Here is a 21057-nt window from a genome sequence, read left to right on the forward strand (position 1 = left end):
TTTTGTAAACCGAAGGTCGGGAGTTCGATCCTCTCCACCGGCACCAATAATATCAACGACTTAGCCCGTAAAATTGATCGGCGTCGGAGTGTGGAACGCTCCGGGGTAACACCACGGGTAACGGCGGACCGATTTCGCGGGTCACATCTCCTCGTCAGAGTCAGTGCCGGCAGCCCATAGAACCTGCGACGCCCCGCCGGTCGGCGCGGCGAGGGACGGTTCGGCATCGGCATCCGGCTCGAGGTCCGAATCACCGTCCGACTCATCGAGCAGCCTGATGATCCGGTCGACCACGTCGAGGGCGAGTTCGGCCAGGCGCTCGAACTCCTCGCGGGGGATGCGCATGGCTGCGAGCGCGGCAGGGTTTGCTTGAACACTCGAAATGCGGCCGGCGGGGAAGCGGAGGATGTTCGACATGGCTCAAGCCTCGAGGTCTGAGCGTGCGGCGAGGGTGACGCCGGACACGGCTGCGGCGCTCTGCAGGAGAGTGCTCCAGCACTTCGGCATTTGGTCCCAAGAGGTGAGGCCAGCGTAACGCACCTTCACCGCTAGTCCTTCGATGGTTCCCGCGACCAGTGCTTCGAGGCGCGCGACCGCGAGGGCAACCTTTCGGTCTGCAGCATCCCTAGCAGCACCCAGCTCGGCGAGCCGGAAATGCTCTCTCAGCCGCTCGTGATGGGCGTCGAAAGCAGCCGCGGTCGGCAGGAGGCACTTCCACCGCCGAATCCGGTGCGGGGTTTGTCCGCCCTGGCCGAAGACATCGACAGCCCGGGCGATGACATGCTGTAGCCCTCGTTCGGTCCAGGCATGCCCCGGATTGCGCCAATTGCCATCCGGGCCTGGCGGCCGGTGAACCATGTACGTCGGCACGAATCCAACCCCTGGGCATCGCGGGAGAGAGGCGAACAGGCGCTCCTCCCGGTGGTTCATCATCAGTTCCACCGGCGGTCGTCCTCGAGCCTTGTAGAAAGCCTCCGTCGCGGCCACGGCCGCATCAGAAGCAGCCCTCGCGTCCAGCCTAGCCGTTCGCATCGCAGCCTCAGCCTCGAACAGCTCATGATCTGGATGGCAATCGGGCGCAGAGGCCGGTGCCGCCAACGCAGGCACCGGGAGCGCAGCACCAGCTGCGAGCGAACCGACGACGAGGGCACGCCGGCCGAGGTCCGGCTCGTCCGTGATCGGCCCGGGGCGTAGGACCTGCGAGGCTTTGGCGGAGAGCGCAGCCGCGCGCTCCCGGAGGCTCGACGTCGCGGCAATCTTGCGAGAGGCCTTCATCACAGACCCCTCTCGGCGAGCAGAGCATCGAAGGCGGCGCCCTCATCCGGCCCCAGGGCAGAAAAGTAGCGGCGCAGGCCTTCGCGCAGCGCCTCGAGCGCACCGGTGTCCCGGCTGAGATCCTGATCGGCCGGCGCCGGCGCGGGAGTGTCGTTGTTCATCACCACCTCCCTCAGAACGGGCGCAGGACGCCGTAGCCGGCGATGGTACCGGCCACGAGGATGACGGCCGCCAGCAGCTCGCCGGTGGCGTTCAGGAAGCGCAGAGCGCGGACGTGGGGCGTGTCAGGCCGGACCGGCTGGACGGCTTCCCAGGCCTCGGCGGCCTCAGTCTCGTCCGGCGTCAGAAGCGGAGCGTCGTAGGCGTAGAGCGGGCCAGCAGAAGGCGAGCGAGAGCGTTCACCGGCACGGGCCGGTGCTGTAGAATGACGGGTAGCCATTGGACGTCCTCTAACGACGTGCGTGGTCAGGGCCGGTTGAGTGGTTGCAGCCACTTGTCCGGCCCGGTATAATTAGCGCTAGAAAATGGGGGTTGGCAATAGCTAGCGCTAGAAATTCCTCCCGGGGCCGTCCCCGCATCGACGCAACCCCGGTGAACGTGCGCCTGCCACCTGAGCAGCTTGCGCCCCTTGATGCCTGGATCGCAGACCAACCCGAGCCAAAGCCCTCGCGCCCGGAGGCGATCCGCGAGGCCCTGGCAGAGCACCTCAAGGCAAAGGGATATCTGAAGTGACCGACGCCGCTGCGCCCCAGGTCAGCCCGGTAGAACAGCCAAGTGGCATTGCTGAGATGGCTCGTCTCGCCGACCTCCTGGCAGAGCGGGTACTCGCTGAAGGACTGGGGAGAGGTTCAACCCCGATCGCTCATATCCGTGCCCTCGTGGATGCGGCCATGCTGCTGGAGGATTACGGGCAGGAGATGCCACCCTCTCTAGAGAGGATGATCCGGGAGGTTCGCGAGGCAATGGGGACCGCGGCGCAAATCAACGGCCTGGGGGAAGATGACGATGGGAGCGATCGTCTCGCCTGACCGCCCTACATGCCTCTTCGATTGGAGCATGCGCATGTCGACCAGCGATCCCGATCCGACGAAGACAACCCGCGATCCCACTACGGAGGGAGCTTGTGCACGCCACCAGGGTAGGCCGAGGGACGCCTGCCCGTACCCACTCGACAGCAAGGAACGCGAGGAGTGGATGGAGGGCTATGACGGCCGCGCGCAAGGCGCCGGGCCCGAACTGCCGATGAATCCGACGTGAGGCGGGTTTCCATGGGCCTGCGATGAGACCTTGATCCGAAGCCTTCGCGGCCAGAAGCGTGCTCTCTGTAAATGCGGCGAGTAGGCGCGCAATTCTCATGCCATCTATGACCAGGCTCATTGACGATGTCGACCTGCCGCTCGACAGCGCCCTAGTCCAGCAAGCCTAGAGAATCAAGTTAAAGATTGCAAAATAATGAGGTTGCAATTGGCCCTGACCAGTAGCACAAAGCTCCTAACAAGAAGTTAATCACTAGCTTTGGGAAGGTTAAATACATGTCGTCCGAAGCGGTCAAATGGACTGATGTGGGTGCGCTAGCCATCTCTTCCCTTGGATTACTGGTCGCTATAGTTACTATATTTATGTTGTATCGTCAGCTCAAAGCAAACATGGGTCAGTTCGGGGCTGCCCTCGACCAGATAAGGTTGAATCAAGAAACACTAAAGGCCGACCACGAGCGCTCACGAAGGAGTCTCGCAATCTCGATTTGCATGGACTGGAGTCGGTTTGTTGACGCAGAAATCACGGCAGTAACAAGACTCATCGAAGAATTTGATGAGGAACAATGTCGTTCGATTCGCAGCCTAGGCGAACTGCGAGTCAACAGAAAACATGCGCAGCTACTATCAACTATATTTCAAAAATCGGCACCAGATATGAAGTTTGATTCCGAGCATCTCACTGGAACAGACTTTGTAATATCCGGCAAGAATATTTTGTTTTTGAGAAATGCCGCGATTCGATATCTGAACATGCTAGAAAGCTCTCTCGCGGCTTGGCATTACGGAGTCGCAGACGAAGATATCATAGTCGATCAATTTCAATATCTACTTGATAGATCGCGCAATAAGACAGCGATCGAAAAATATAGAAAAACTGAAGGGGACGTTTATTTTCCAGCCATCACGGCGTTCATGCAGAAGATACAACCAAAACTAAGCTCAACGCGCGATATTATCGCTTGAAGTAACATTATTGCGCGCTTGAGCATTTCGCGAAAACCAACTGTCGGCGCTAGTTAACGAGCGCCGGCACCCAAAGCACGCCACACACAGCCGCACTTCTACGGGCCAAAACTGCAGCACGGCGTCGGGAAGGATTTGTTTCGGCAGGAAAACCCACACAAAGCGCCAGCTCGACGCTACCGTGCGCCAGAAGCTCATTGCTATCGGCGAGATTGCGAAGCGCAGCCAAGACGATGGGCCGCCGAACAGCAGCGAGACCGCCGATCGCGCTCGCATCTCGTTCAACAAGGAACAGGCCGCGTGGTCTACCTATTCCACCGCCCTATGTCGATCGCTATCAGATTATGGCTCTGGTACTGCAGGGGCAGAGGATGATGCCGCTCTATGCCGAGTGCGTGCGATGCTGAGGCGTGCTGCCGATCTCAGGGGATGATGCGAGCCGCCGGCGCCACCTTCATCGAGGAGAATGGCGAGGGGCCAGGGTGAGGCTTCGCAAGCAGTTTGCCTAATGATCTCTCGCATTTTTGCGATTAATATGGGCGACTCGGAGTTTTCGGGGATATATATGACAGATCTTGATAGAAAGAAGATCTTTATCGATTTTTGGAATGTAGTAATAAATGCTCAAAAGCAAACTAAAAATCTTAATATCTCGATTAAATGGGACGATCTTGTAAGATTTGTACTATACGAAGGCGATTTGTATAAATCTCGTAGTCAGCAACCTACTCTGGCAGGCTGTTTTGTGTTCGGATCTTTCTCTAAGAGCAATGCCAGGCAGTTGGAATTTGTAAATCAAACGCTCGATAGATATGGCGCCTATCCAGGTTTATTCTTTGATTTCAAAGAACGAGTGGGCAAAGAAACCTCTAATAAATGCGACAATTGTGGCAATTCAGTCCAGCGCTCGTCTGAGAGCGGCGTGGACGTTTTGCTCTGTGTAGAGATGATCAAGCATGCATACATGCGAGAGCACGAATATCTTGCCATCGTATCTAGCGACAGAGATTTCATACCGTTACTTCAGTTTCTTAAAGATCAAGGCCAGAGGGTATTGCACGTTGCGACTGATGAGCCGCATCGTGACATGAGAGCAAATTCGTGGAAGCAATTTTCGTTAAGACATAGTTTCATTGATCTTTGCAGACTAGAGCATGACCGCCGCATGGTGCTCGTCTGCCCACAAAGTCGTGAAAAAGTCGAAATACTTACGCGCATACTTGATCAAGACAACCTACTTTATGACGTCATTGATATTAGTAATAAAGATGATATTTCAGACAAAGATTTAGAATTTTTGTTGCGCAACCAAAGGATTTCTTTCTCAAAGCGAGGCGAAAATAACGGTAATAAGTACCATTTCACAAGTCATGCCAAAACGATATATGATTTTCGCAAGCTTGTCGCAGATGGTTCGGCAATTGGATCTTTTCCGTTCATAATCAACAATGGAACGCGAGAAATTAATTATGAAATGAACAAAGGCTGGGTTTTGGGAGAAAACTCCAATACGAATTTTTGGACTAAACAACTCAACGTAGTTAGATAGAGTGACTTGCTCGATAGCCCGAAGTTGATAGCCCCGCCCCCTTCGGCCGTGTCGCCATCGCTCGGACCAAGGTGGCGAAGGCCTTCAGCTCCTCGCCCTCCGGGGTGCTCGCGGCAGGTATCTCCACAATCATCGTCTCCGCAACCCGCCCCGCCACCTGATCCGCCGTCGCAACCAACATCGCACCGAGGTGATGCACGTACCCGCTGGCGATCATCCTACTGGCATGCCCGAGTATCGCCCCGACGGTGGTGCCGCTGTCGCCGAGATCACAAGCTATCAAGACGAATGACGGATGGAGGGCATGCGCTGTCACGCCCTCCTGCCGTTCACGAAGTCAACAAATGGAATCCCTCAACCACCGCACAGGCACACCTGCCTCCAGAACGGTTGTGGGTTGCAGCAGACGGCTTGCGCCACAGAGTGCCTGAACCGTAGCCTTGGAGTACCCCATTGCACCTAGTGGGGATCCGCAGCGTTCGATCGTGGATGGAACATGCCCAATCCCCAGTTTTCAGATGACAACCCCAAGTCAAATCCTTGGACAGAAGATCAGCTGGGATTTGCGCCGTTCGCCAAAAGACTTGCTTCGTCAATTATAGAGGTAGAAGCACCAAATGGTTATGTAATTGGCTTGCAGGGCGCTTGGGGATCCGGCAAATCAACGGCCCTAAATTTTGTGCAAGCAGTAATCAAAAAACACAATGACGAGGCCGCGGAAGATCAAAAACAGATTCATATAATTGATTTCAAGCCTTGGATTGTCTCCGGTCATCAAGATTTGATAGCATCATTCTTTAAGATCATGACTGAAAAATTGGCGGATCAGAAGGATGCCTGGACGAAGCGAGGTAAAGCCGGCTTACGCACTTTGCGAAAGAACGTTGATCCTCTTGTTGACGCCGCTGCTTCAGTTGGGAGCATTCTCGCGCCAGGAATAGGTACGCTCGGCGGTGTCGGCCTAAAGCTCGCTAGCGAAGCTATCAAAAAATCAGGTTCAAGCAAATTAGATGAATGGTTGGCCGAGCCGTCCTTGCAATCTGCATACGATAAACTTCGCAGTCGTATTGTTGAACAGGATGAAAAATTCCTTGTTATCATTGATGACATTGATAGACTTACACAAGTAGAAATAAGGACCATTATGCAGATGGTCAAAACTCTTGGACGACTCCCGAACGTAGTTTATCTTCTAGCTTATGATAGAGGCATTGTTTGGACAGCCTTGGAGCAAGAAAGAGATAAATCAAAAAATGCGCCCCATTTTGTGGAAAAAATTATCCAACAAGAAGTCGATTTACCGAGACCGAAAAAGAACGATTTACTTAGAATGCTTGATGTCGAGATTGGCTTCTTAACTCAGGATACCCCACAAGACGAAAGGTGGTATCACATTGTAACTGATGGCATTCAAAAATGGATCGAATACCCTCGTGATGTTGCACGACTTTCAAACGCTGTGAAGTTTACGTGGCCGGCTATTGAAGCAGAAGTTGATCCTCAAGATGTCTTGGCTATTGAGGGTTTGAGGTTGTTCAATCCGATTGTTTTCGAATGGATTAGGCACAATCGTGATAGTTTTTTTGGGTCGAACTGGGGTATGATGTCTGAAAAGCGTCGTGAGAAATTTGGGGACGAATTTCTTGATAAAACGACCGGCTCCAACCAAGAAAGTATTATCCAACTGCTGTGTACATTGATTCCTGCAGCCTCTAAATTTTTTGAACATAAGCGGATTTTTGGATTAAGTAGCGAGCCATACTACAAGGTCGCCAATCGTAGAGGCATCGGAAGCGAGTCCGGCTACGATACATACTTTAGCCTACATCAATCAGCTGAGACAATATCAAGGCGCGTTCTTGACAAGGCCTTGACGCCGAGTACCGATAGGGCATCGCAGGTTGCTATCATGCAGTATTTCCTTGCGGGAGCCGGAGATACGAATAAGCCATTGATCGGTGAATATTTTCAGGATCTGAGGTATCGCGTCCTAGATTCTCAAGACATGCCAATACCAAAAACATTATTTGAGGCTATTTTTGATTTGGGAAGCGAGATCCTTAGCGCCAATGACGATGTTGGAGCTTTCGCTATATCACCAAGAGATAATGCATTTCTTCTCCTTGCTGCGATATGTAAGAACAGCAAATCATCTGAAATATCATCTGTTTTAGATGAGCTATTCCTTAGCGGATCTACGCTTAGCTTTTGCGCAGAGTTTTGGGGTCGGAGAGCAAGTGAAAATGGCTTGATCGGCTCAGATGGGCGCACAGATGAGCCGGCCCTAGACGAGCCGCTGATTCGGAAGTTGCATTCTACTCTAGTCCGAAGGATTGAAGCCGGTGTACATGATGGCTCTATCATAATAGAGCCATTCTTCTACTACATAGCAGAGGCTTGGGCCTTTGATGGAAACGAGCAAGTAGTCAAAGATTGGATATCTGACACCTCGCTTATAAACGGCAAATTTCTGGCTAAAATATGCTCTGGGATGCTCGGATATACCGTCGGTTCAAAACCAAGAAAATACACGATGCATACTCGACCCAGGGAGTCCTACTACGATTTTTCAAAACTCCTTACTGCTGCCAACAAACACGAAAATGACGAAAGTCTATCTGTGGACGAAAGAGCGCGGATCAAGGCTGCACAAAGAGGCTTAAGTTCGATAGTTGCTGCGCAACAGCGAGATCTAGAGACCCAGGCCCAGATCCAAGCCCAGGCAGCAATCAATGCAGCCGATACGGCGGAAGATGAAACCGATGGATGAATACATAGAATTTTTGACGGTAGTAGCTTGTGTGCACTCTCACCGGCCAGCAGGTTGCGAACTGCTGGTGAGCTTCCGCGCGCACCTCCAGCAGGAGCTCTTGCGCAATATTCGGAGGTCGAGGCCTTATGGCTCGGGTGGTGACATCGCTGCGGCTTTCATTCTCTGCAGTGTAAAACTGCCAAACCCAGTCCGACAACCATCGAACCGACCGTGCGCGCCTGAACATAAACCTCGGACACGGCCTGTTGCTAGGAGGCCCCCACATTAGCTTCGGGCACCCCGCGCAATGCGAGATCGATGCTCTCCGCCGCGATGGTCCCAGCGACCGGTTCGCCGCATGTTCTGCACCTGAGACCGATATCCAGGCGCGGCGCGGGCGGAGAGCCCCCTTTTCCTTTACTCGCTCTCGCCACCCTTGCGCCGTCGGGCCGGCTTGTTGCTGACCGTCGCGTCGCGGGAGGCGGTAGCGGCCGCAGCCCGGGCGCGCGACTGGCCGAGACCGGCGCTCTTGGCAAGCTCGGAGCGCTGCGCAGCGTAGTTAGCGGCCACCATCGGGTAGTCCCGCGGCAGGCCCCACTTGGCCCGGTACTCGTCGGGCGTGAGACCGCGACCGGCGAGGTGGCGCTTCAGCGTCTTGTAGGGTCGCCCGTCCTCGAGGCTGATGATGTGGTCTGGGGTGACCGTCCGGCGGATTGGGACCGGCGGCTCGAGCTTCACAGGCTCAGGCTCGGCTGGTGCGCCGAGCCGCGTCAGTGCCGCGTGCGTCGACGCTATGAGCGTCGGCAGGTCGTGGGCCGTCACGCTGTTGTTGGCCACGTAGGCAGAAACGATGTCGGCCGTGAGCGTGACGTCGTGAGGAAGGACGTCGGTCTGATCGCGCATTTAACCTCTCCGTTTAACATGTGATTAGAACGGAATGGCGCTGGCTATGTCGACGAACCTCACGCCATGACACTCATGTACGCGCGTTCTGGCCATTTTCACAATACATCCCGCGGCAACATCTCGTCATTGTACACTGGCGATGCATGTCAGCAGGCGACTGGTGCGTCAGCATCCAGGTTGAGCATCTATCCAACTACGTCCGGCTACCGATGCACGAGTGCAGATGAGCACCCTTCAGGCCCGACGAACGCCACCTGAGCGAGGCGGCTGTCACCCGCTCCGGTATGCAGCGCTCGAGATATGCGGTGCGAGCCCACCGCGACCGCTCTGCGCCCGAGCTGTCATCTTCGATTCGAGTGCCTTCACCACCACGTCGATGCTGCCGTCCGGCCTGCGGGTCACCTCCTGCTGAATGTCGGGCGAGCCGGCCGGGCGCTGGTCGATGAAGTTGATGGTGGGCGCGCCCGAAGCTGCCGGCGTGATGGCCCCGGGTCGCGGCATGGTGAAGGCGTCACGGCCGACGATGCCGCCATCGGCGTAGCCTCGCGTGCCCCGCCGCATGGCGTCGACCACACCAGGGCCGCCCCATCGCTTCACGTCGTCCTGGCTCCACACCACCTCGCCGCGGTGGACGATGCCGGCTGCCTCGAGCCGGCTGCCGGGGCCGGTCCATCCGCCATCCGAGAACCCTGGGCCGTAGGCGCCCGGTGCCGCTGCGGCTGCCGACTTGAAGAAGTCGGACGCGCCGTAGCTGCTGCCTGACCCGCCGGCGAACAGGCTCTTGGCGAGGTCCACGCCGGAGCCGAACAGTCCACCCGGGCCGGCGCCTTGGCCCTGTGTGCCCATCAGTGCAGCGAGCGGTCCTTGCCCGAAGAGGGCGGCCTGGAGCGCAGCGCGGCCGATGTTGCGGCTCAGGTCGAGGAAAGCGTCCGACCACGACCGGGTGCTGTCGAGGAGAGGATCGATCAGGCTGTTTCCCATCTGGGCGAAAGAGGACAGCGCCATCTGCGTGTCGCGGATAGAGGCGTTGAGGCGGATCTGCTCGGCGTACTCCCGCGAGGCCGAGGAGGTCGGATTGTCGCCGAACACGGGCCGCAGGCCGGCCGACACCGCCTGTTCGGTGGGAGTGCGCCCGAGCTGCGCACGTTGGAATTCGAGATCCCGCTGAAGGCTGCGCTCCGCCAGCTTCTGCGTCTTGGCGCCGATCGCCGCGGCCACGGCCTCGATCCGCTTGCGGTTTTCCTCCGCCAGGGGGATGCCATCGGCGGTGGCGCGGTTCAGCAGCCCGGCCCGGGTGGTCAGCCGCTCCGCCTCGCCAGCCGTCTTGCCCATGGCGGCAGCCTGCGCCTCCTGCGACCGGGCCGCCTGCTTGGCGGTGTCATCCAGCACCCGGGCCTGGGCGATGGTGTTGCTCTGCTCCGTCGTCTGGCGAATGCCCTCGCGCAGCTGCTCCGGCGAGGAGATCATCGAGCGCTCGGCCCGCTCGGCCAGATCCTTCAGGCTCTGCCCGTTCGGGTATTGCGTGCTTGGCCGCTCGCGCAGTTCGTTGCGGTAGGAGCCGAGATTGGGATTGGCGGCAGTGCCGAATACGCCCGCGAATCGCTCCTCGATGGTCTGGTAGCGATCCCGAACGCCGGCCCGCTCCTGGTTCGCCAGCACCTCGCGTTGCACCGGGTTCTCACGCAGGACCTGGTTGGCCCGGGACACCTCCGTGCGAACCGCTTCGGCTCGCTCCTGGGAGGCTCGGGCCCGGGCAAGCTCGCCCTGCACCGCCGCCTCGGCGCTCTGCTGCGGGTCGACGGTAGGCATCGGCCGTCCGCCGGTCATGGAGTTCAGCACGCCCGCGCCGCGGCTGACGTTGGACCAGAAGTTGCCCCACGAGTCGCTGAACTTGTCCGTGGCCTTCTGGCCAATGCCGGCGAGCTCGTTGTAGCGGGCCAGCGCCGGGTTGATGGTGTCGAAGGCCAGCCGTACCGCCTCCGCGCCGCGACCCTGCTTCTGCAGCTCGCTGACCATGCGGCTTGTGGTGGCGCTGTAGGCTCCGACCCGGACGGAGTACCGGTCATAGGCCGTCGAGGTGTCGGTGAAGAACTCCTGCTGGATCTTGGCCGCATCCTCCAGGCTGGTACCGAAGGTGGTGGCGAAGTCGCGGGTACTGGCGAGCGCCTGGTTGATCGTCTCGCGCGAGGCGTTGCCGGACGAGGCGAACGCAGTGGCGAACGTCCGCGCTGTGCCGGTGGCGAGCTCGCTCGAGCGGGCGAATCGCTCGATCTCGGCCGCCGTGAGACCGGACTGCTTGCCGAGGCCGGTCATGCCGATCGCGACCAGCTTCTGTGACGTGTCCCAGTTCGCGTAGGCCAGCGCGACGGCGCCGGCACCGCCTGCGAGGCCGCCGACGATGCCGACCGACAAGGGCACCAGCCGGGACAGCTCGACGCCTACGCCTTTGATGATGCCCGTGACGCCGGCACCCGGGCCGAAGATCTGAGCGATCTGCGGGCCCTGCTGCGCCAGCACGGTCAGTGGGCTCATCCCGCCGTAGAGGGTGGTGCCGATGTCGAGAAACTGGGATCGGAGGTTCTGAACCTGGTAGGCGGCGAGGCGCGAGTTGTCGTTCACCGACTTCATCGAGTCGGACATCTTGCTGTGGGCTTCCCGCGCCCGCGTCACCGCCTTCGTATGCTCGTCCTGCGTGATGGCCCCACGCTTCAGCAGGTCGTCGGCCTCGGCCACCTCCTTGTTCTGTCGGGCGAGGGAGGCACCGAGCGGATCGATGCTGGCGCGGAGGGTGGTGGCCCGGCGCTCCAGGTCGGCGCTCGCCCGCGCCTGCTCTTCGAAGCCCTTCGTGGCCGCGGCCTGTCCCTCGGCGACGGCTCGCACTCGAATCTGCTGGATGACGGCTTCGCGGCGGGCGTCGGCCTCCTGCTGCGCGAAGGCAGCCTCGAAGGCTGAAGCGGAGGACTTGGCCGACCCAGCGCCGCCACGATCGACACCGAGCACGGCGTTGACGTTCGCCTGCGCCCTGGCCTGGCTCTCGGCCAGCCGAGCAGCCTCGGCCATGCGCTGGTACTTCGCAGTCTGCCGGTCGACGGCGGCGCCGGCACCATCGGCCGCAGTGGCGACACCTTGGAAAGCAGCCTGTCCGGCCCGGCCGGCCTCCTCGAAGGTACGCTTCAGCTCGGGGCCGCCCTCGACGCCAAGACGGATTGCAACGCTGGTGGGCATGGGTGGCCTCCTACGGTCTTGAGGCAGGGGACGCCGCGGCCACTGGCACCCAATCGGTGCTGTAGGTGTCGTCGGCGAAGTACGGCAGGGCGGAGGTGTGGGCCTCGCAGGCGGCCTGATCGAAGGACTCCTCAGCGAGCGCGGCTAGCTTCGGCCAATCCGGCTTCTGCGGCGCGTCCGGCCACATACCGGGCCAGGGTCGTGGATCGATCGGGCTGTTGGGGTCGGGCGCGTGCTCGGAATGCAGGAAGTGATCCATGGCCTCGTTGGCGAGCCCGTGCAGTTCCATCCGCAGGATTGCGGTGAGGCTGTAGGCGACCGGGACCGACACGCCGGCCTCCACGATCATCGCCGCCACGATGGGCTGGCAGCGGTCCAGCACGCGGCCGAGAGCGGCCCGAACGCACCGGGCAGCGAACTCGTCGGCTCCACCGTCCTCTACCGGCTCAGGCGGAGGTATGGGCGCAGGCCGAGGCTTCGAACGGGTGGCCTCTGCGAGTCGCGTCGCTCGGTTCACTCCTCGATCGTCCTGACTGTGAAGTCCGCGGACATTTGCGCTCAGCCAGTTAAGTACGTCCGCACGATTCAACTTACCGTCCGAGCGCACCGGAAGGCCTGCCTTGACGTATTGCGAGACGCGGGCGCGAGTAACGCCCAACTCGTCGGCAAGTGCTGCCTTGGTGGTGATCGTCACGGCTCATGCGCCTTCAGGGTGGTGTTAAGAGGGTTTGGGACCCCAGCGCTAGAAAAGCCTGGGGCCCCGACCACCCATGTAGGCCTGGACGCCCCAGGGGCCCTGACGATCGGGGCTGATGCTTGGGCACCCCATCGGGTCACTGCTGCCGCCCCGTCGTGACGACGTCCGATGCTCTGGGCGCCGTCAGTAGGGCCATCGGCAGCAGCTCGATGAACCCGGCTCCGACCATCGTCCTGGCGATGCAGGCGAGTTCGAAGCGGCAGATGGTGTCCAGGATGGGTGCCGGGCGGGGCGACACCAGGATGGGCGAAGGCGACAGGCGAGGAAGCGGAGGCATGATGGGGCCCTGCTGCCTCTACGGGGACTCGGGCTTGCCGCGGCCAGCGCGGCGGAGCTCGCGTTCCATGCTGGAGATCGAGGCGGCGTGGCCGGCGTTGCCCCTGGTTGCCGGGATGTGAGAGGAGATGCTCGTTGCCTCCTCAGCGGCGACCATACGGGCGAAGAGATCTTCCCGCGCAGCCTGCACGCTGAGCCCCTGGGCGAGATACGCCGCGGCCTGATCGCGGGGCACGGCGTGGGGGGCCATGCGATGGGCATGAGTAACCGCCTCCCGGATCGTTGAGGTGGCGCCGACACGCTCGCGGGCCTCCGCGATGCTGACGCCCTCGGCGATCAGTCCGGAGGCGAGGTGCGCGGCGTCGCCCGCCAAGCAGATCCGGCAGATCTCGGCGGCGTGGTCGTTATTGATCATCCCCTGAGCCTGCATTGCCGGGGGCGTCGTCGGCGGCGGCAGAGCGGGTGACGGGCCCGGCGGAAGTGTGGGCTCCACCTTCGCGGCGGTCGCCCCCGCGTCGAACTCCGCGACGTCGCTGGCCAGGCTCTCGAACAGGTGGTGCTCGCTGTCGGTCATCGGGCGGCCCTGCCGGCCGGCGAACACCATCTCCTCCATCTTGGCGACGGCGGCAGCGCGTTCTGTCTCGGTGCGGATGGTCATCACGACCCTCGTTCTGCTGGTGATCGGGTGGCACCCGCAGGTGCCTCGCCGGGGACGGGGAGCCCCGGCGGGCAGCGATCAGGCGGCGCGGCGATCCTGCCCGGCGCTCCAGGCGTCCTTGAGCCGGGACAGCTCGGCGGCGCGCCATTCCTTCAGGCTGAAGCCGAGGTCGACATAATGCTCGGGCGGGCTGGTGGTCATGCTCTCCCGCCGGCGCTTCAGCTTCTCGAAGGCGTCGCGACCCTCCTCGGTGTCCAGTTCGAGGGCGAGGCCGGCTTCGATCGCCCGCTCGGCCGCCGGGGTCGCAATCGTGTGCGTCCAGGCTGGGAGATAGGCGGGGCTGCCACCAGCATCTGTGAAGGTGAAAGGCTCCAAGGCCACGATCTGCATCTCGGGGCGCGGCACCTCGATGTGGGGCATCACCTCGACATGAGCCGGCAGGGCGGGCCCGATGACGCGCTCCCGAATGCTGCCGGCCGTCTCCCGCAGGCGAGCCCCGAACTCGGCGGCCATGGCGACCGGGTCCGCACCCTCCACCGTGCTCGCCATGACATAGGTCGACCAGCGCCGCACCTCGGCGGATACGTCGAGGCTGGGTAGCGCCTCCGCGAGGCCGTGGAGGAGGAAGGCACGGGCGATGTCGGCCGGGCTGGCGATGCCGATGTGCGGATCGTACTGGCCGGCGGCGGCCGGGGCGATGCTGCTCAACAAGGCCGCGTGTGCGGTGGCGACGCCCTCCAGGGCCCGCTTCAGGCCGGCGGCCGCCTTCTCGATGTCGGTCGCGTTGCGCTCCAAGCCGGCGGCTGCGGCCTCGCGCTCCGCCTCCTCCTGGTCGGCGGCGATGCGCGCCTCGGCGGCGGCCACGCGGCGGTCGAGTTCGGTGACCGCGTCGGTCACCCCGAGGGCGGTGCTCTCCAGGTCCCGGACGGCGCGCTCTGCGTCGGCGATTGCGGCGGCGTCACCGCCTTGGATCAGCAGCTCCCGGCGCGCCGAGATGGCCCGCTCAAGGTCCGCCGACAGCCCGGCCTGACGGATCACCAAGGCTTCGCGGCGGGTGAGGAGGCCTGAGAGGTCGGCATCGGTTGTCAGAGCGGCTTCGGGGGCGGTGACGAGCTTGGGACGGCGCATGCTGGCTCCAGTCAAACGTTGCGATCACGGCCGGGGCGGCCGGTGAGACGCTCGAGATTCGGCAAGGTGCGGAACGAGGCGCCGTCCATCAGCAGGCGGCCCTGGAGGGCTCCGCGTGCATAATCCGCCGTACTGAGACCGCGGGCCTCAGCTGTCCGGCGCACTGCGTCGGCGAGGTCCTGAGGTACAGCCACGGTCAGTCGGGCAAGGAAGGAAAGTTCGGCGCTCATGAGTGCAACGTGCACTCCAGGCGCTGGCAGCGGCAGAGGACGCGACCGGACGTACAACCGGACAGACAGGACAGACACGGAACAGCGAATTTAGCTACAGCCAGCGCAGGCAACTCTACAATTCATCAGCACCCACCATTGCAAAGAACTCGGACGCATCTCTCCGCACATCAATGACTTAGGCTGGATTTCCGCCCCATGGGGACTCAACCCCGATCTTGGCCCAGCGCAGTGTCATCCCCCAACAAAGCAGCCAACTCGCGGGCGCACTTCGCAGCCGCGGCGGCACAGCGCATTGCACAACGATAGCCGGCCAGATCCTGCTCCCGCAGACACTCTGCAGCTGCTCCGAAGAACGTGCCAGCCAGTTCCATACACTCCGCGGCGCACGCCCTGATCATCGCTGGGGTACCGTGTCCAGGATCGGAAGTTTCGTCCATCGCTCTCGTGTTCGGCACGACGCTGCCAACCGTGGTCAGCGTCGCCCATAGCGCAGTTCGAGGTCGTCACGCCGCACGAACCATCGCCCTGCGACCTTGACGCCGAGCCCGCGGCGGGCTCGCTTCAGCGCCGCTTCCTTGGAGATCGACCAGGCTTGTGCGGCGCGAGCGAGCGGCACGAGGTCATTGGCAGGTTGGGCACCGTCTAGGTCACCAAGAAGTTCCCGGGCTCGCGCGGCCAGCCGCTCGGAGTCCGCAACGATCGACAGCAGAATGGCACGCTCGGCTTCGGTCATGACGCAACTCGATCGGGACGGTGAAGTGCGGCGAAGCAGGCCAGGACCTGCCGGCGGTCGAGGGGTTCGAGGTGAGCGAGCGCGTGGGCGGCTGGCTCCAGGGCTTCGGGGTGTGTCTCGGCGGCCTTGAGCAGCTGATAGAGCTCGGCGCCGCGCGACCCCGTGAGCAGGCGGACGATGGCCCGCAGCGCGCGAAGCCGGGCCACCTGTTCCGTGCGGTCGAGGCCCGGCAGCCAGGGCCCGAACTGATCGGAGGCGGGGATCATCGGGCATCCCCATGCGGAATGGGACTGAGGACCGCGACGGTCTCGGAGCCCGCCAGTCGTTCGGCCTCGGCGCGGCCGTGACCGCCATCGAACTCCAGGATGGCGGCGCGTTCCTCGAACTCGGCGAGCCAATCGCTGTGCCCAATCGGACACACCTTGAGGCCGTCACCTCGACATTTCTCCTGCTCTCGATTTTTCGTGCGTGACCGCGTGACCGCGTGACTGGCACCAGCAAGATGCTGATTTTGCTGGTGTTTGTCGGTCACGAGGTGTGGCGTCATGCAGTCACTCAGCGCGTGACGAGCGGCTGACGACCTGGTGCCGGTCACGCAAGTCACGAGCTCGTCACGCCCCGTGTGACCGCCTAAGCTATTGAAATCATTGACGGTCACGCAAGTCACGCGCGTCACGCGTATTTTTGGGGTACTCGCGAGAGAAATCAGGCGTTCGAAGGCGCTGTGATCGACCGGCATCACGCTGCCTCCGCGTCGAACAGTGCACTCGCACGCACCGCGTAGGTCGGCACCGATCGCCCATCCACCTTCACGAAATGGCGGTGCGTCCGGTCCTTGCCGGTGAGCAGCAACCCGCGCTCGAACAGCATGCCAACCACGCTCTTCGGGTCCGCGACACCGGCCAGCGTTTCACTCCAGCCGGTCGCCGTGAAGGCATAGACGAGCACGCCATCTCGGCTCAGCCGGTACCCGAGGAGGTCGCGGATCGGCGCCGAACTCGGCTCGACACCATCCAGGTTGCGGAAGCGCGCCTCGCCGTGCCGCTCGATCGCGGACCGGATCGCGTCCAGAGCCGCCACGAGCTCTCCGGGACCGTCACCACCACGTGCGGAGCGCCAGGCATCGAAGCATGTACGGATGGCCCGCTCGACCTCGCCTTCAGCCCAGGGCAGCTGCAGCGCGACGCGCGCCATCTCGCCGGCTACCGCGATCAGGGCGAAGCGATGCGCGGATCGGGATGCCTGACCATCCGCCTCTGGCAGGTCGGCCAGCAGCCGCTTCGTCACGTCGGCGATCATCCGGCGGGCGGCGGATGCGGTGCCATCCGGGTTTCGGGCTAGCGCCTCCACGAAGCTCGGACCGGCCGTGCCGTATGCTCGAAGCGCGGCGGCCTTGATGCCGTTGGCGAAGGCCGCGGGCTCACTGCCGTTGGTGTGATCGAAGATGCCGAGCCCGCGTCCAGCATCGGCCGGAACGTCGACGAGGCGCACCAGTTGCCCGGCCCGCGCCCGCTTGCCCGTCTCGCTGATCTTGTCAGCCAAGCCGACTTCGCCGGCTGAGAGGAGCATCACGCGCCATTCGTGCCGGGCGCGCAGCTCGGCTTCCTTCGTCGCTCGCGCCTTGCCCTGTCCGTTGACCAGCAGGTACGCCGTCGAGCCGGCTTCCCGGGCTTCCAGCTCACCGAGCTCGTCCAGAATCAGCACCGTGCCAGAATGCGCCTTGGCGACGCTTTCGAGCCCGTTGCCCGTCGCCCTCCAAGTCTGGACGAAGCCGGAGCGGGCGCCTCCACCCCACACGCTGCCGGCTGCCACCAGCAAGGTCGACTTGCCGACCGACGACGGACCCTTGAGATTCACCCCACCGCCTTCGTCCTGCAGCAGGTCGGCGATCGGACCGGCGAAGGCGACCGACAGCGCGAGGATCAGGCGCGAGTTGCCGGCCGCCGGGGCAGCTACGGCTGAGACCCACTCCTCGAGGGCCCCCGCCTCGGCATAGCGCGCAGCATCCACGCGACCTTCGAAAATCACCTCTTCGCCGTCGGCTGTGCCGATCGTCCGCGCCGGCAGCACGAACACGCTGTTGAACCAGCCGGAGCGACGGACGAGCCGGACACGGGCCTGACAGTCCAGTTCGTACAGGGCGCGCTTGAGCAGGCCGAGCGGCTTGCGTCCGATCGAGATTGGAAGGCCGGCATCCACCAGGGGGCGCAGCCACTCGGTACCGTCGCCGATCAGGTCGGCATGGGAGATGAAGCCACGGTGGCGACGCTCATCTCGGTCCTGCCATTCGATGGTGACCGCCCATCCGGCGCCAGCCGGATCGCGGGCGAGGCCCGGGACACGGAACGGGCCGGACAGCCTCATCGGCTCCTCATCCCCGGCTGGATCGAACCAAAGGCCGGAGGAGCGCATCCGGAAGCCGTTCGGCCACCGAATGCTAGCCGCCTCCTGGCGCTGAGAGGCTTCAACTACGGCTTCGAGGTCAACGGGCCCCAAGCGTGCCCACTCCGCCGCAAACGGGTCGTCCGTCATCGCAGCTCCTCAGCAGCGGCCCGGGCCCGCTCAGTAGCCTTCTGCTCCTTCAGGTGAGCCAGGAGGCTGATGGCGGCGCGGACGTCGGCGACGAGACAGCGAAGCGCGTAATCCAGGCCGACATCGTCCTGGATGCCGGCGTAGGTCGCTGCCAGGTCGGCATGGATGGAAGCTCCGGCGACCGTCTCTCCGATGCAGGCCCGCATCATCTCGAGACTGCCGTGAGCGAGATCCTGGAAGGGATCAGCCTTGGAGGTAGGGGCGCTCATGAGCGCTGCCCTGTCGTAGCGAACGCCAGCTCGGCAATGGCACGAGCTCGCTCGGGAGAAAAATCGAAGCGGAAAAGCAGGCGCCGCATTTGAATGTCGATCGGGCGCTGTGATATGTCCCGGGTGTCGGCCTGCAAGACGACATTTCCCGAGAGCCGAGTGCGCCCGCCAGCGCCTCGGCTTTCGACGTTTATGGCCATGCTGATTACGCGGCCTTCTTTGCAAGAGCAGCGTTGCTGGCGAGGGAATGCTCCCAAGCCTCGAGATCGTTTTCAGACCAGTAGTAGCGTCCGTTGATCTGCGTCGGCGCTGGGAACCCGCTCGGACGATCTCTGATCCACCGCATCAGCGTGCGCAGTGAACGCCCATAGCGTGCTGCGACACTGCCGGATGTGAGGAGCTTCGTTTTGGAAGACATGTCGCCTCCTGTCGTGTGACAGGAAGACGATGTAGGCCAAGCATGATCTAGTCAGCCGGAATTGGCCGGAATCAGCCGGAAACTAGGGCTGTGGATTGCCGCTGACGAAGGCCAGGTAAAGCGGACCCAAATGCTCCTTGAGCTGAGTTCCGCTAGGTGCATCGTCACCAAACCATTCTTCAATGTAACGGATCAGATCGGCCTGCCGGTTAGGAACACCTTCATGGTGCATCCATCGAGCTGCCTCAATAAGACATCTCTCCCAATCGTGATTCCCTCGCCTACCTCCTGCACCCTTTCTGCGAGCGGGGGTGTCTTGAACGGCATCTCGACTTGTATTTTCAAAAAAATCTGGAAGATACCATCTTATAATCAAATCGTCTTGGTCCACAGCAATGCCTAGAACTTCCATATGAGACAAGTGCTTGACGACATTAGGTTCGATTTCGACGCTCATCTCGGATCGTACAGCTGAACTATCTTTCCACTCTATAATAGCAAATCTCCAAAAGTCACGATCTAAGCGGACACCTTCTTTCTCTACTAAAGACCCGAGATCGCCTGGATCGCCAAAAGTTACGTGCGCGGCTACAGATTTTATTTCACCATCACGCAGCGCATTCTGTAACAATTTCTCCTGGAGTCGAGGAGCGTCCGCTCCTTTTGTGACCGCTCGCCACGCTTTCTCAAGCGAAATCCACGAGGGCAAGTCATCCATCGGGTTGCTGCTCCTTGATTATCCGACTCAGATGCAATCCCCAGGCTGCAAGAGCTGCCCGTTTCTCGTCGGCGAAGCTGTGGCGCTGGTAGACGCCGACGATGCCACCGAACGATCCCGAGGTGTGGTTCAGGACCTTCTCGATGATCGGCAAATTGACCCCGAGCCGGGCCATGCCGGACGCCATGGTCCTGCGCAGGTCATGGAGCACCCAGGGCGGCGCGCCGGGCATTGCCTTGTCGAGCCGCTGCTTAGCCTTGCTGAAGCCGCTGACGGGCGTTTCGCCAGTGGTGGTGAAGACGAGCTGCCGATCGCCCGCGATACGCTTGATACCGGACAGCACCGCGACGGACTGGTCAGAGAGCGGCACATCGTGCACCTGGCCGTTCTTCGCTCGCTCCTTCGGAATGGTCCAGAGCCTCGCGTCGAGGTCGACCTCGAGCCACGTCATCTGCCCGACCTCATCGCGCCGCTGGCCGGTGAGCATCAGGAGCCTCACGAGCGAGCCGAAGGGCTCCGAGAGGCCATCGCAGGCCTGCCACAGGGCACGCAGCTCGTCGTCGGTGAGAACTCGATCCCGGCTCTTCTCGGCCGTCGGCGCCTTCACGCCGGCGCAGGGGTTGGCGGCGATCACGCCGCGCTCGACGAACCAGCCGAACATCCGGCGCAGCACAGCCAGAACGCGGTTGGCCGCCACCGGCGAGCCCCGGTCCACGATCGTGTCGAGCAGATCGATGATGTCGCGCTTCGCGATGTCCTGCAGCCGCCGAGCCCTCCAGAGCGGGACGACGTTCTTGGCGAGGAGCCGTTGGCTCTCGCGCCAGGTGTCCGCCTTCGTGTTCGCCTTGGCGTATCGCTCGATGTAGCTCTCGGCCGCCCGCTCGAAGCGGTCGCGCTCCGCCCGCTGTGCTGCCTCGCCGGAGCGCCGGGCCTCGGCCTTCTCGGCGCCCGGGTCCCGACCGCTGGCGACCGCGACGAGCGCCCGCCGGGCGAGCTCCCGCGCATTGCTCAGGTCGATGCCGGGATATGCTCCGATCGTATGCTTGCGGGTGCGGCCGGCCGAGCGGTAACGCACGGCCCAGGATTTCCGGCCGGTCGGCTGCACCACGAGGTACAGGCCGGCTATCAGCCCGTCGGGAATCTCGGCGCGCCCGGGCCCGGGCTTCAGCGCCTCGATCGCTCGAACCGTTAGGGCCTTCGCCACGAGATCACTCCGAATCCGTTGGTCGGAATAGGGTAGCCTCAGGGTAACATCTTGCATGTGGCTCGTCCTGTCCTATCATGGCGTGGACACAGGCGGACACGCCGGTAAAACCAAGGCAGATCAGGTGCTTGCGCAGAGAGCTTCTTGGCAGCCCGTGTCAGTTTGTGGCAGCTACTTTTCCCGGTTTTGTAAACCGAAGGTC

Annotated in this window: 23 protein-coding genes; 5 read left to right on the forward strand and 18 right to left on the reverse strand. The window is 61.8% G+C overall.

The features are described 5' to 3' along the window. Positions 1-141: 141 nt before the first annotated feature. The 4 genes from VQ03_RS27255 to VQ03_RS27260 are packed head-to-tail and all read right to left on the reverse strand — an operon-like array spanning position 142 to position 1714. Entirely contained in the window at positions 142-417 is a 276-nt protein-coding gene (locus VQ03_RS27255; RefSeq protein WP_048454058.1) for a hypothetical protein, read from the reverse strand. Positions 418-420: 3 nt separating this feature from the next. After that, positions 421-1275 (reverse strand): hypothetical protein, encoded by an 855-nt coding sequence (locus VQ03_RS33400; RefSeq protein ID WP_157064277.1) that lies wholly within the window; start codon positions 1273-1275, stop codon positions 421-423. Then, positions 1275-1436, reverse strand: coding sequence for a hypothetical protein (locus tag VQ03_RS33405; RefSeq protein ID WP_157064278.1), 162 nt, complete (start codon positions 1434-1436; stop codon positions 1275-1277). The genes VQ03_RS33400 and VQ03_RS33405 overlap by 1 nt, the downstream gene beginning before the upstream one ends. Positions 1437-1447: 11 nt before the next feature. After that, positions 1448-1714 carry a hypothetical protein gene (locus tag VQ03_RS27260; protein ID WP_048454059.1) on the reverse strand — a complete coding sequence of 89 codons (267 nt, stop codon included), beginning with the start codon at positions 1712-1714 and terminating at the stop codon, positions 1448-1450. 289 nt (positions 1715-2003) lie between these two features. Between VQ03_RS27260 and VQ03_RS33410 the strand changes: the two genes are divergently transcribed. From VQ03_RS33410 to VQ03_RS32305, 5 genes are all read left to right on the forward strand, one after another. After that, on the forward strand, positions 2004-2303 hold the full coding sequence (locus tag VQ03_RS33410) for a hypothetical protein (protein ID WP_157064279.1): 300 nt from the start codon (positions 2004-2006) through the stop codon (positions 2301-2303). A gap of 34 nt (positions 2304-2337) precedes the next feature. After that, positions 2338-2532: a ribosome modulation factor gene (locus tag VQ03_RS34815; RefSeq protein WP_083468246.1), complete on the forward strand. Its 195-nt coding sequence runs from the start codon at positions 2338-2340 to the stop codon at positions 2530-2532. Positions 2533-2807: 275 nt separating this feature from the next. After that, positions 2808-3497 carry a hypothetical protein gene (locus VQ03_RS33415; protein WP_157064280.1) on the forward strand — a complete coding sequence of 230 codons (690 nt, stop codon included), beginning with the start codon at positions 2808-2810 and terminating at the stop codon, positions 3495-3497. Positions 3498-3963: 466 nt separating this feature from the next. Then, positions 3964-5046 carry an NYN domain-containing protein gene (locus tag VQ03_RS32300; RefSeq protein ID WP_083468247.1) on the forward strand — a complete coding sequence of 361 codons (1083 nt, stop codon included), beginning with the start codon at positions 3964-3966 and terminating at the stop codon, positions 5044-5046. Positions 5047-5542: 496 nt separating this feature from the next. Next, positions 5543-7816, forward strand: a complete 2274-nt coding sequence (locus VQ03_RS32305) for a KAP family P-loop NTPase fold protein (protein ID WP_083468250.1) — start codon at positions 5543-5545, stop codon at positions 7814-7816. Positions 7817-8215: 399 nt separating this feature from the next. Here the strand turns inward: VQ03_RS32305 and VQ03_RS27270 are convergent, their stop codons facing one another. The 14 genes from VQ03_RS27270 to VQ03_RS27320 all read right to left on the reverse strand — a co-directional run bounded on the left by VQ03_RS27270 (position 8216) and on the right by VQ03_RS27320 (position 20855). After that, positions 8216-8701, reverse strand: a complete 486-nt coding sequence (locus VQ03_RS27270) for a Ros/MucR family transcriptional regulator (protein WP_048454061.1) — start codon at positions 8699-8701, stop codon at positions 8216-8218. 273 nt (positions 8702-8974) lie between these two features. Next, positions 8975-11929, reverse strand: coding sequence for a phage tail length tape measure family protein (locus VQ03_RS27275; protein ID WP_048454062.1), 2955 nt, complete (start codon positions 11927-11929; stop codon positions 8975-8977). 10 nt (positions 11930-11939) lie between these two features. Next, positions 11940-12623, reverse strand: coding sequence for a hypothetical protein (locus VQ03_RS33425; protein ID WP_157064281.1), 684 nt, complete (start codon positions 12621-12623; stop codon positions 11940-11942). Between the two features lie 139 nt (positions 12624-12762). Then, positions 12763-12963, reverse strand: coding sequence for a hypothetical protein (locus VQ03_RS27285; protein ID WP_048454064.1), 201 nt, complete (start codon positions 12961-12963; stop codon positions 12763-12765). Between the two features lie 18 nt (positions 12964-12981). Next, a complete protein-coding gene (locus tag VQ03_RS27290) occupies positions 12982-13620 on the reverse strand; it encodes a hypothetical protein (RefSeq protein ID WP_053078754.1) in 639 nt (212 codons plus the stop codon). A gap of 78 nt (positions 13621-13698) precedes the next feature. After that, positions 13699-14748, reverse strand: coding sequence for a hypothetical protein (locus VQ03_RS27295; RefSeq protein ID WP_048454065.1), 1050 nt, complete (start codon positions 14746-14748; stop codon positions 13699-13701). A gap of 705 nt (positions 14749-15453) precedes the next feature. After that, entirely contained in the window at positions 15454-15714 is a 261-nt protein-coding gene (locus VQ03_RS33430; RefSeq protein WP_157064282.1) for a hypothetical protein, read from the reverse strand. Then, positions 15711-15980, reverse strand: a complete 270-nt coding sequence (locus VQ03_RS27300; RefSeq protein ID WP_048454066.1) for a hypothetical protein — start codon at positions 15978-15980, stop codon at positions 15711-15713. Before VQ03_RS27300 ends, VQ03_RS33430 begins: the two co-directional genes overlap by 4 nt. Then, the gene (locus tag VQ03_RS33435) at positions 15977-16453 is read right to left on the reverse strand and encodes a hypothetical protein (protein ID WP_157064283.1); all 477 of its coding nucleotides are present in this window, start codon (positions 16451-16453) and stop codon (positions 15977-15979) included. The genes VQ03_RS27300 and VQ03_RS33435 overlap by 4 nt, the downstream gene beginning before the upstream one ends. Further along, entirely contained in the window at positions 16453-18246 is a 1794-nt protein-coding gene (locus VQ03_RS27310) for a DUF927 domain-containing protein (protein ID WP_083468248.1), read from the reverse strand. The genes VQ03_RS33435 and VQ03_RS27310 overlap by 1 nt, the downstream gene beginning before the upstream one ends. Continuing rightward, a complete protein-coding gene (locus VQ03_RS27315) occupies positions 18243-18515 on the reverse strand; it encodes a hypothetical protein (protein ID WP_048454068.1) in 273 nt (90 codons plus the stop codon). The genes VQ03_RS27310 and VQ03_RS27315 overlap by 4 nt, the downstream gene beginning before the upstream one ends. A gap of 205 nt (positions 18516-18720) precedes the next feature. Continuing rightward, entirely contained in the window at positions 18721-18933 is a 213-nt protein-coding gene (locus tag VQ03_RS35345) for a helix-turn-helix transcriptional regulator (RefSeq protein ID WP_167376136.1), read from the reverse strand. Between the two features lie 82 nt (positions 18934-19015). Further along, positions 19016-19651, reverse strand: a complete 636-nt coding sequence (locus VQ03_RS33440; RefSeq protein WP_157064284.1) for a hypothetical protein — start codon at positions 19649-19651, stop codon at positions 19016-19018. Then, positions 19644-20855 (reverse strand): tyrosine-type recombinase/integrase, encoded by a 1212-nt coding sequence (locus VQ03_RS27320; RefSeq protein ID WP_048454069.1) that lies wholly within the window; start codon positions 20853-20855, stop codon positions 19644-19646. The genes VQ03_RS33440 and VQ03_RS27320 overlap by 8 nt, the downstream gene beginning before the upstream one ends. Positions 20856-21057 lie beyond the last annotated feature (202 nt).

The organism is Methylobacterium tarhaniae, assembly GCF_001043955.1.
Classification (GTDB): domain Bacteria; phylum Pseudomonadota; class Alphaproteobacteria; order Rhizobiales; family Beijerinckiaceae; genus Methylobacterium; species Methylobacterium tarhaniae.

Excerpts from the sequence above, each read along its gene's own strand:
- VQ03_RS27255 (WP_048454058.1), bottom strand. The coding sequence starts at position 417 with ATGTCGAACATCCTCCGCTTCCCCGCCGGCCGCATTTCGAGTGTTCAA.
- VQ03_RS33400 (WP_157064277.1), bottom strand. The coding sequence starts at position 1,275 with ATGAAGGCCTCTCGCAAGATTGCCGCGACGTCGAGCCTCCGGGAGCGC.
- VQ03_RS33405 (WP_157064278.1), bottom strand. The coding sequence starts at position 1,436 with ATGAACAACGACACTCCCGCGCCGGCGCCGGCCGATCAGGATCTCAGC.
- VQ03_RS27260 (WP_048454059.1), bottom strand. The coding sequence starts at position 1,714 with ATGGCTACCCGTCATTCTACAGCACCGGCCCGTGCCGGTGAACGCTCT.
- VQ03_RS34815 (WP_083468246.1), top strand. The coding sequence starts at position 2,338 with ATGTCGACCAGCGATCCCGATCCGACGAAGACAACCCGCGATCCCACT.
- VQ03_RS33415 (WP_157064280.1), top strand. The coding sequence starts at position 2,808 with ATGTCGTCCGAAGCGGTCAAATGGACTGATGTGGGTGCGCTAGCCATC.
- VQ03_RS32300 (WP_083468247.1), top strand. The coding sequence starts at position 3,964 with ATGGCGAGGGGCCAGGGTGAGGCTTCGCAAGCAGTTTGCCTAATGATC.
- VQ03_RS32305 (WP_083468250.1), top strand. The coding sequence starts at position 5,543 with ATGCCCAATCCCCAGTTTTCAGATGACAACCCCAAGTCAAATCCTTGG.
- VQ03_RS27270 (WP_048454061.1), bottom strand. The coding sequence starts at position 8,701 with ATGCGCGATCAGACCGACGTCCTTCCTCACGACGTCACGCTCACGGCC.
- VQ03_RS27275 (WP_048454062.1), bottom strand. The coding sequence starts at position 11,929 with ATGCCCACCAGCGTTGCAATCCGTCTTGGCGTCGAGGGCGGCCCCGAG.
- VQ03_RS27285 (WP_048454064.1), bottom strand. The coding sequence starts at position 12,963 with ATGCCTCCGCTTCCTCGCCTGTCGCCTTCGCCCATCCTGGTGTCGCCC.
- VQ03_RS27290 (WP_053078754.1), bottom strand. The coding sequence starts at position 13,620 with ATGACCATCCGCACCGAGACAGAACGCGCTGCCGCCGTCGCCAAGATG.
- VQ03_RS27295 (WP_048454065.1), bottom strand. The coding sequence starts at position 14,748 with ATGCGCCGTCCCAAGCTCGTCACCGCCCCCGAAGCCGCTCTGACAACC.
- VQ03_RS33430 (WP_157064282.1), bottom strand. The coding sequence starts at position 15,714 with ATGACCGAAGCCGAGCGTGCCATTCTGCTGTCGATCGTTGCGGACTCC.
- VQ03_RS27300 (WP_048454066.1), bottom strand. The coding sequence starts at position 15,980 with ATGATCCCCGCCTCCGATCAGTTCGGGCCCTGGCTGCCGGGCCTCGAC.
- VQ03_RS33435 (WP_157064283.1), bottom strand. The coding sequence starts at position 16,453 with ATGCCGGTCGATCACAGCGCCTTCGAACGCCTGATTTCTCTCGCGAGT.
- VQ03_RS27310 (WP_083468248.1), bottom strand. The coding sequence starts at position 18,246 with ATGACGGACGACCCGTTTGCGGCGGAGTGGGCACGCTTGGGGCCCGTT.
- VQ03_RS27315 (WP_048454068.1), bottom strand. The coding sequence starts at position 18,515 with ATGAGCGCCCCTACCTCCAAGGCTGATCCCTTCCAGGATCTCGCTCAC.
- VQ03_RS35345 (WP_167376136.1), bottom strand. The coding sequence starts at position 18,933 with ATGTCTTCCAAAACGAAGCTCCTCACATCCGGCAGTGTCGCAGCACGC.
- VQ03_RS33440 (WP_157064284.1), bottom strand. The coding sequence starts at position 19,651 with ATGGATGACTTGCCCTCGTGGATTTCGCTTGAGAAAGCGTGGCGAGCG.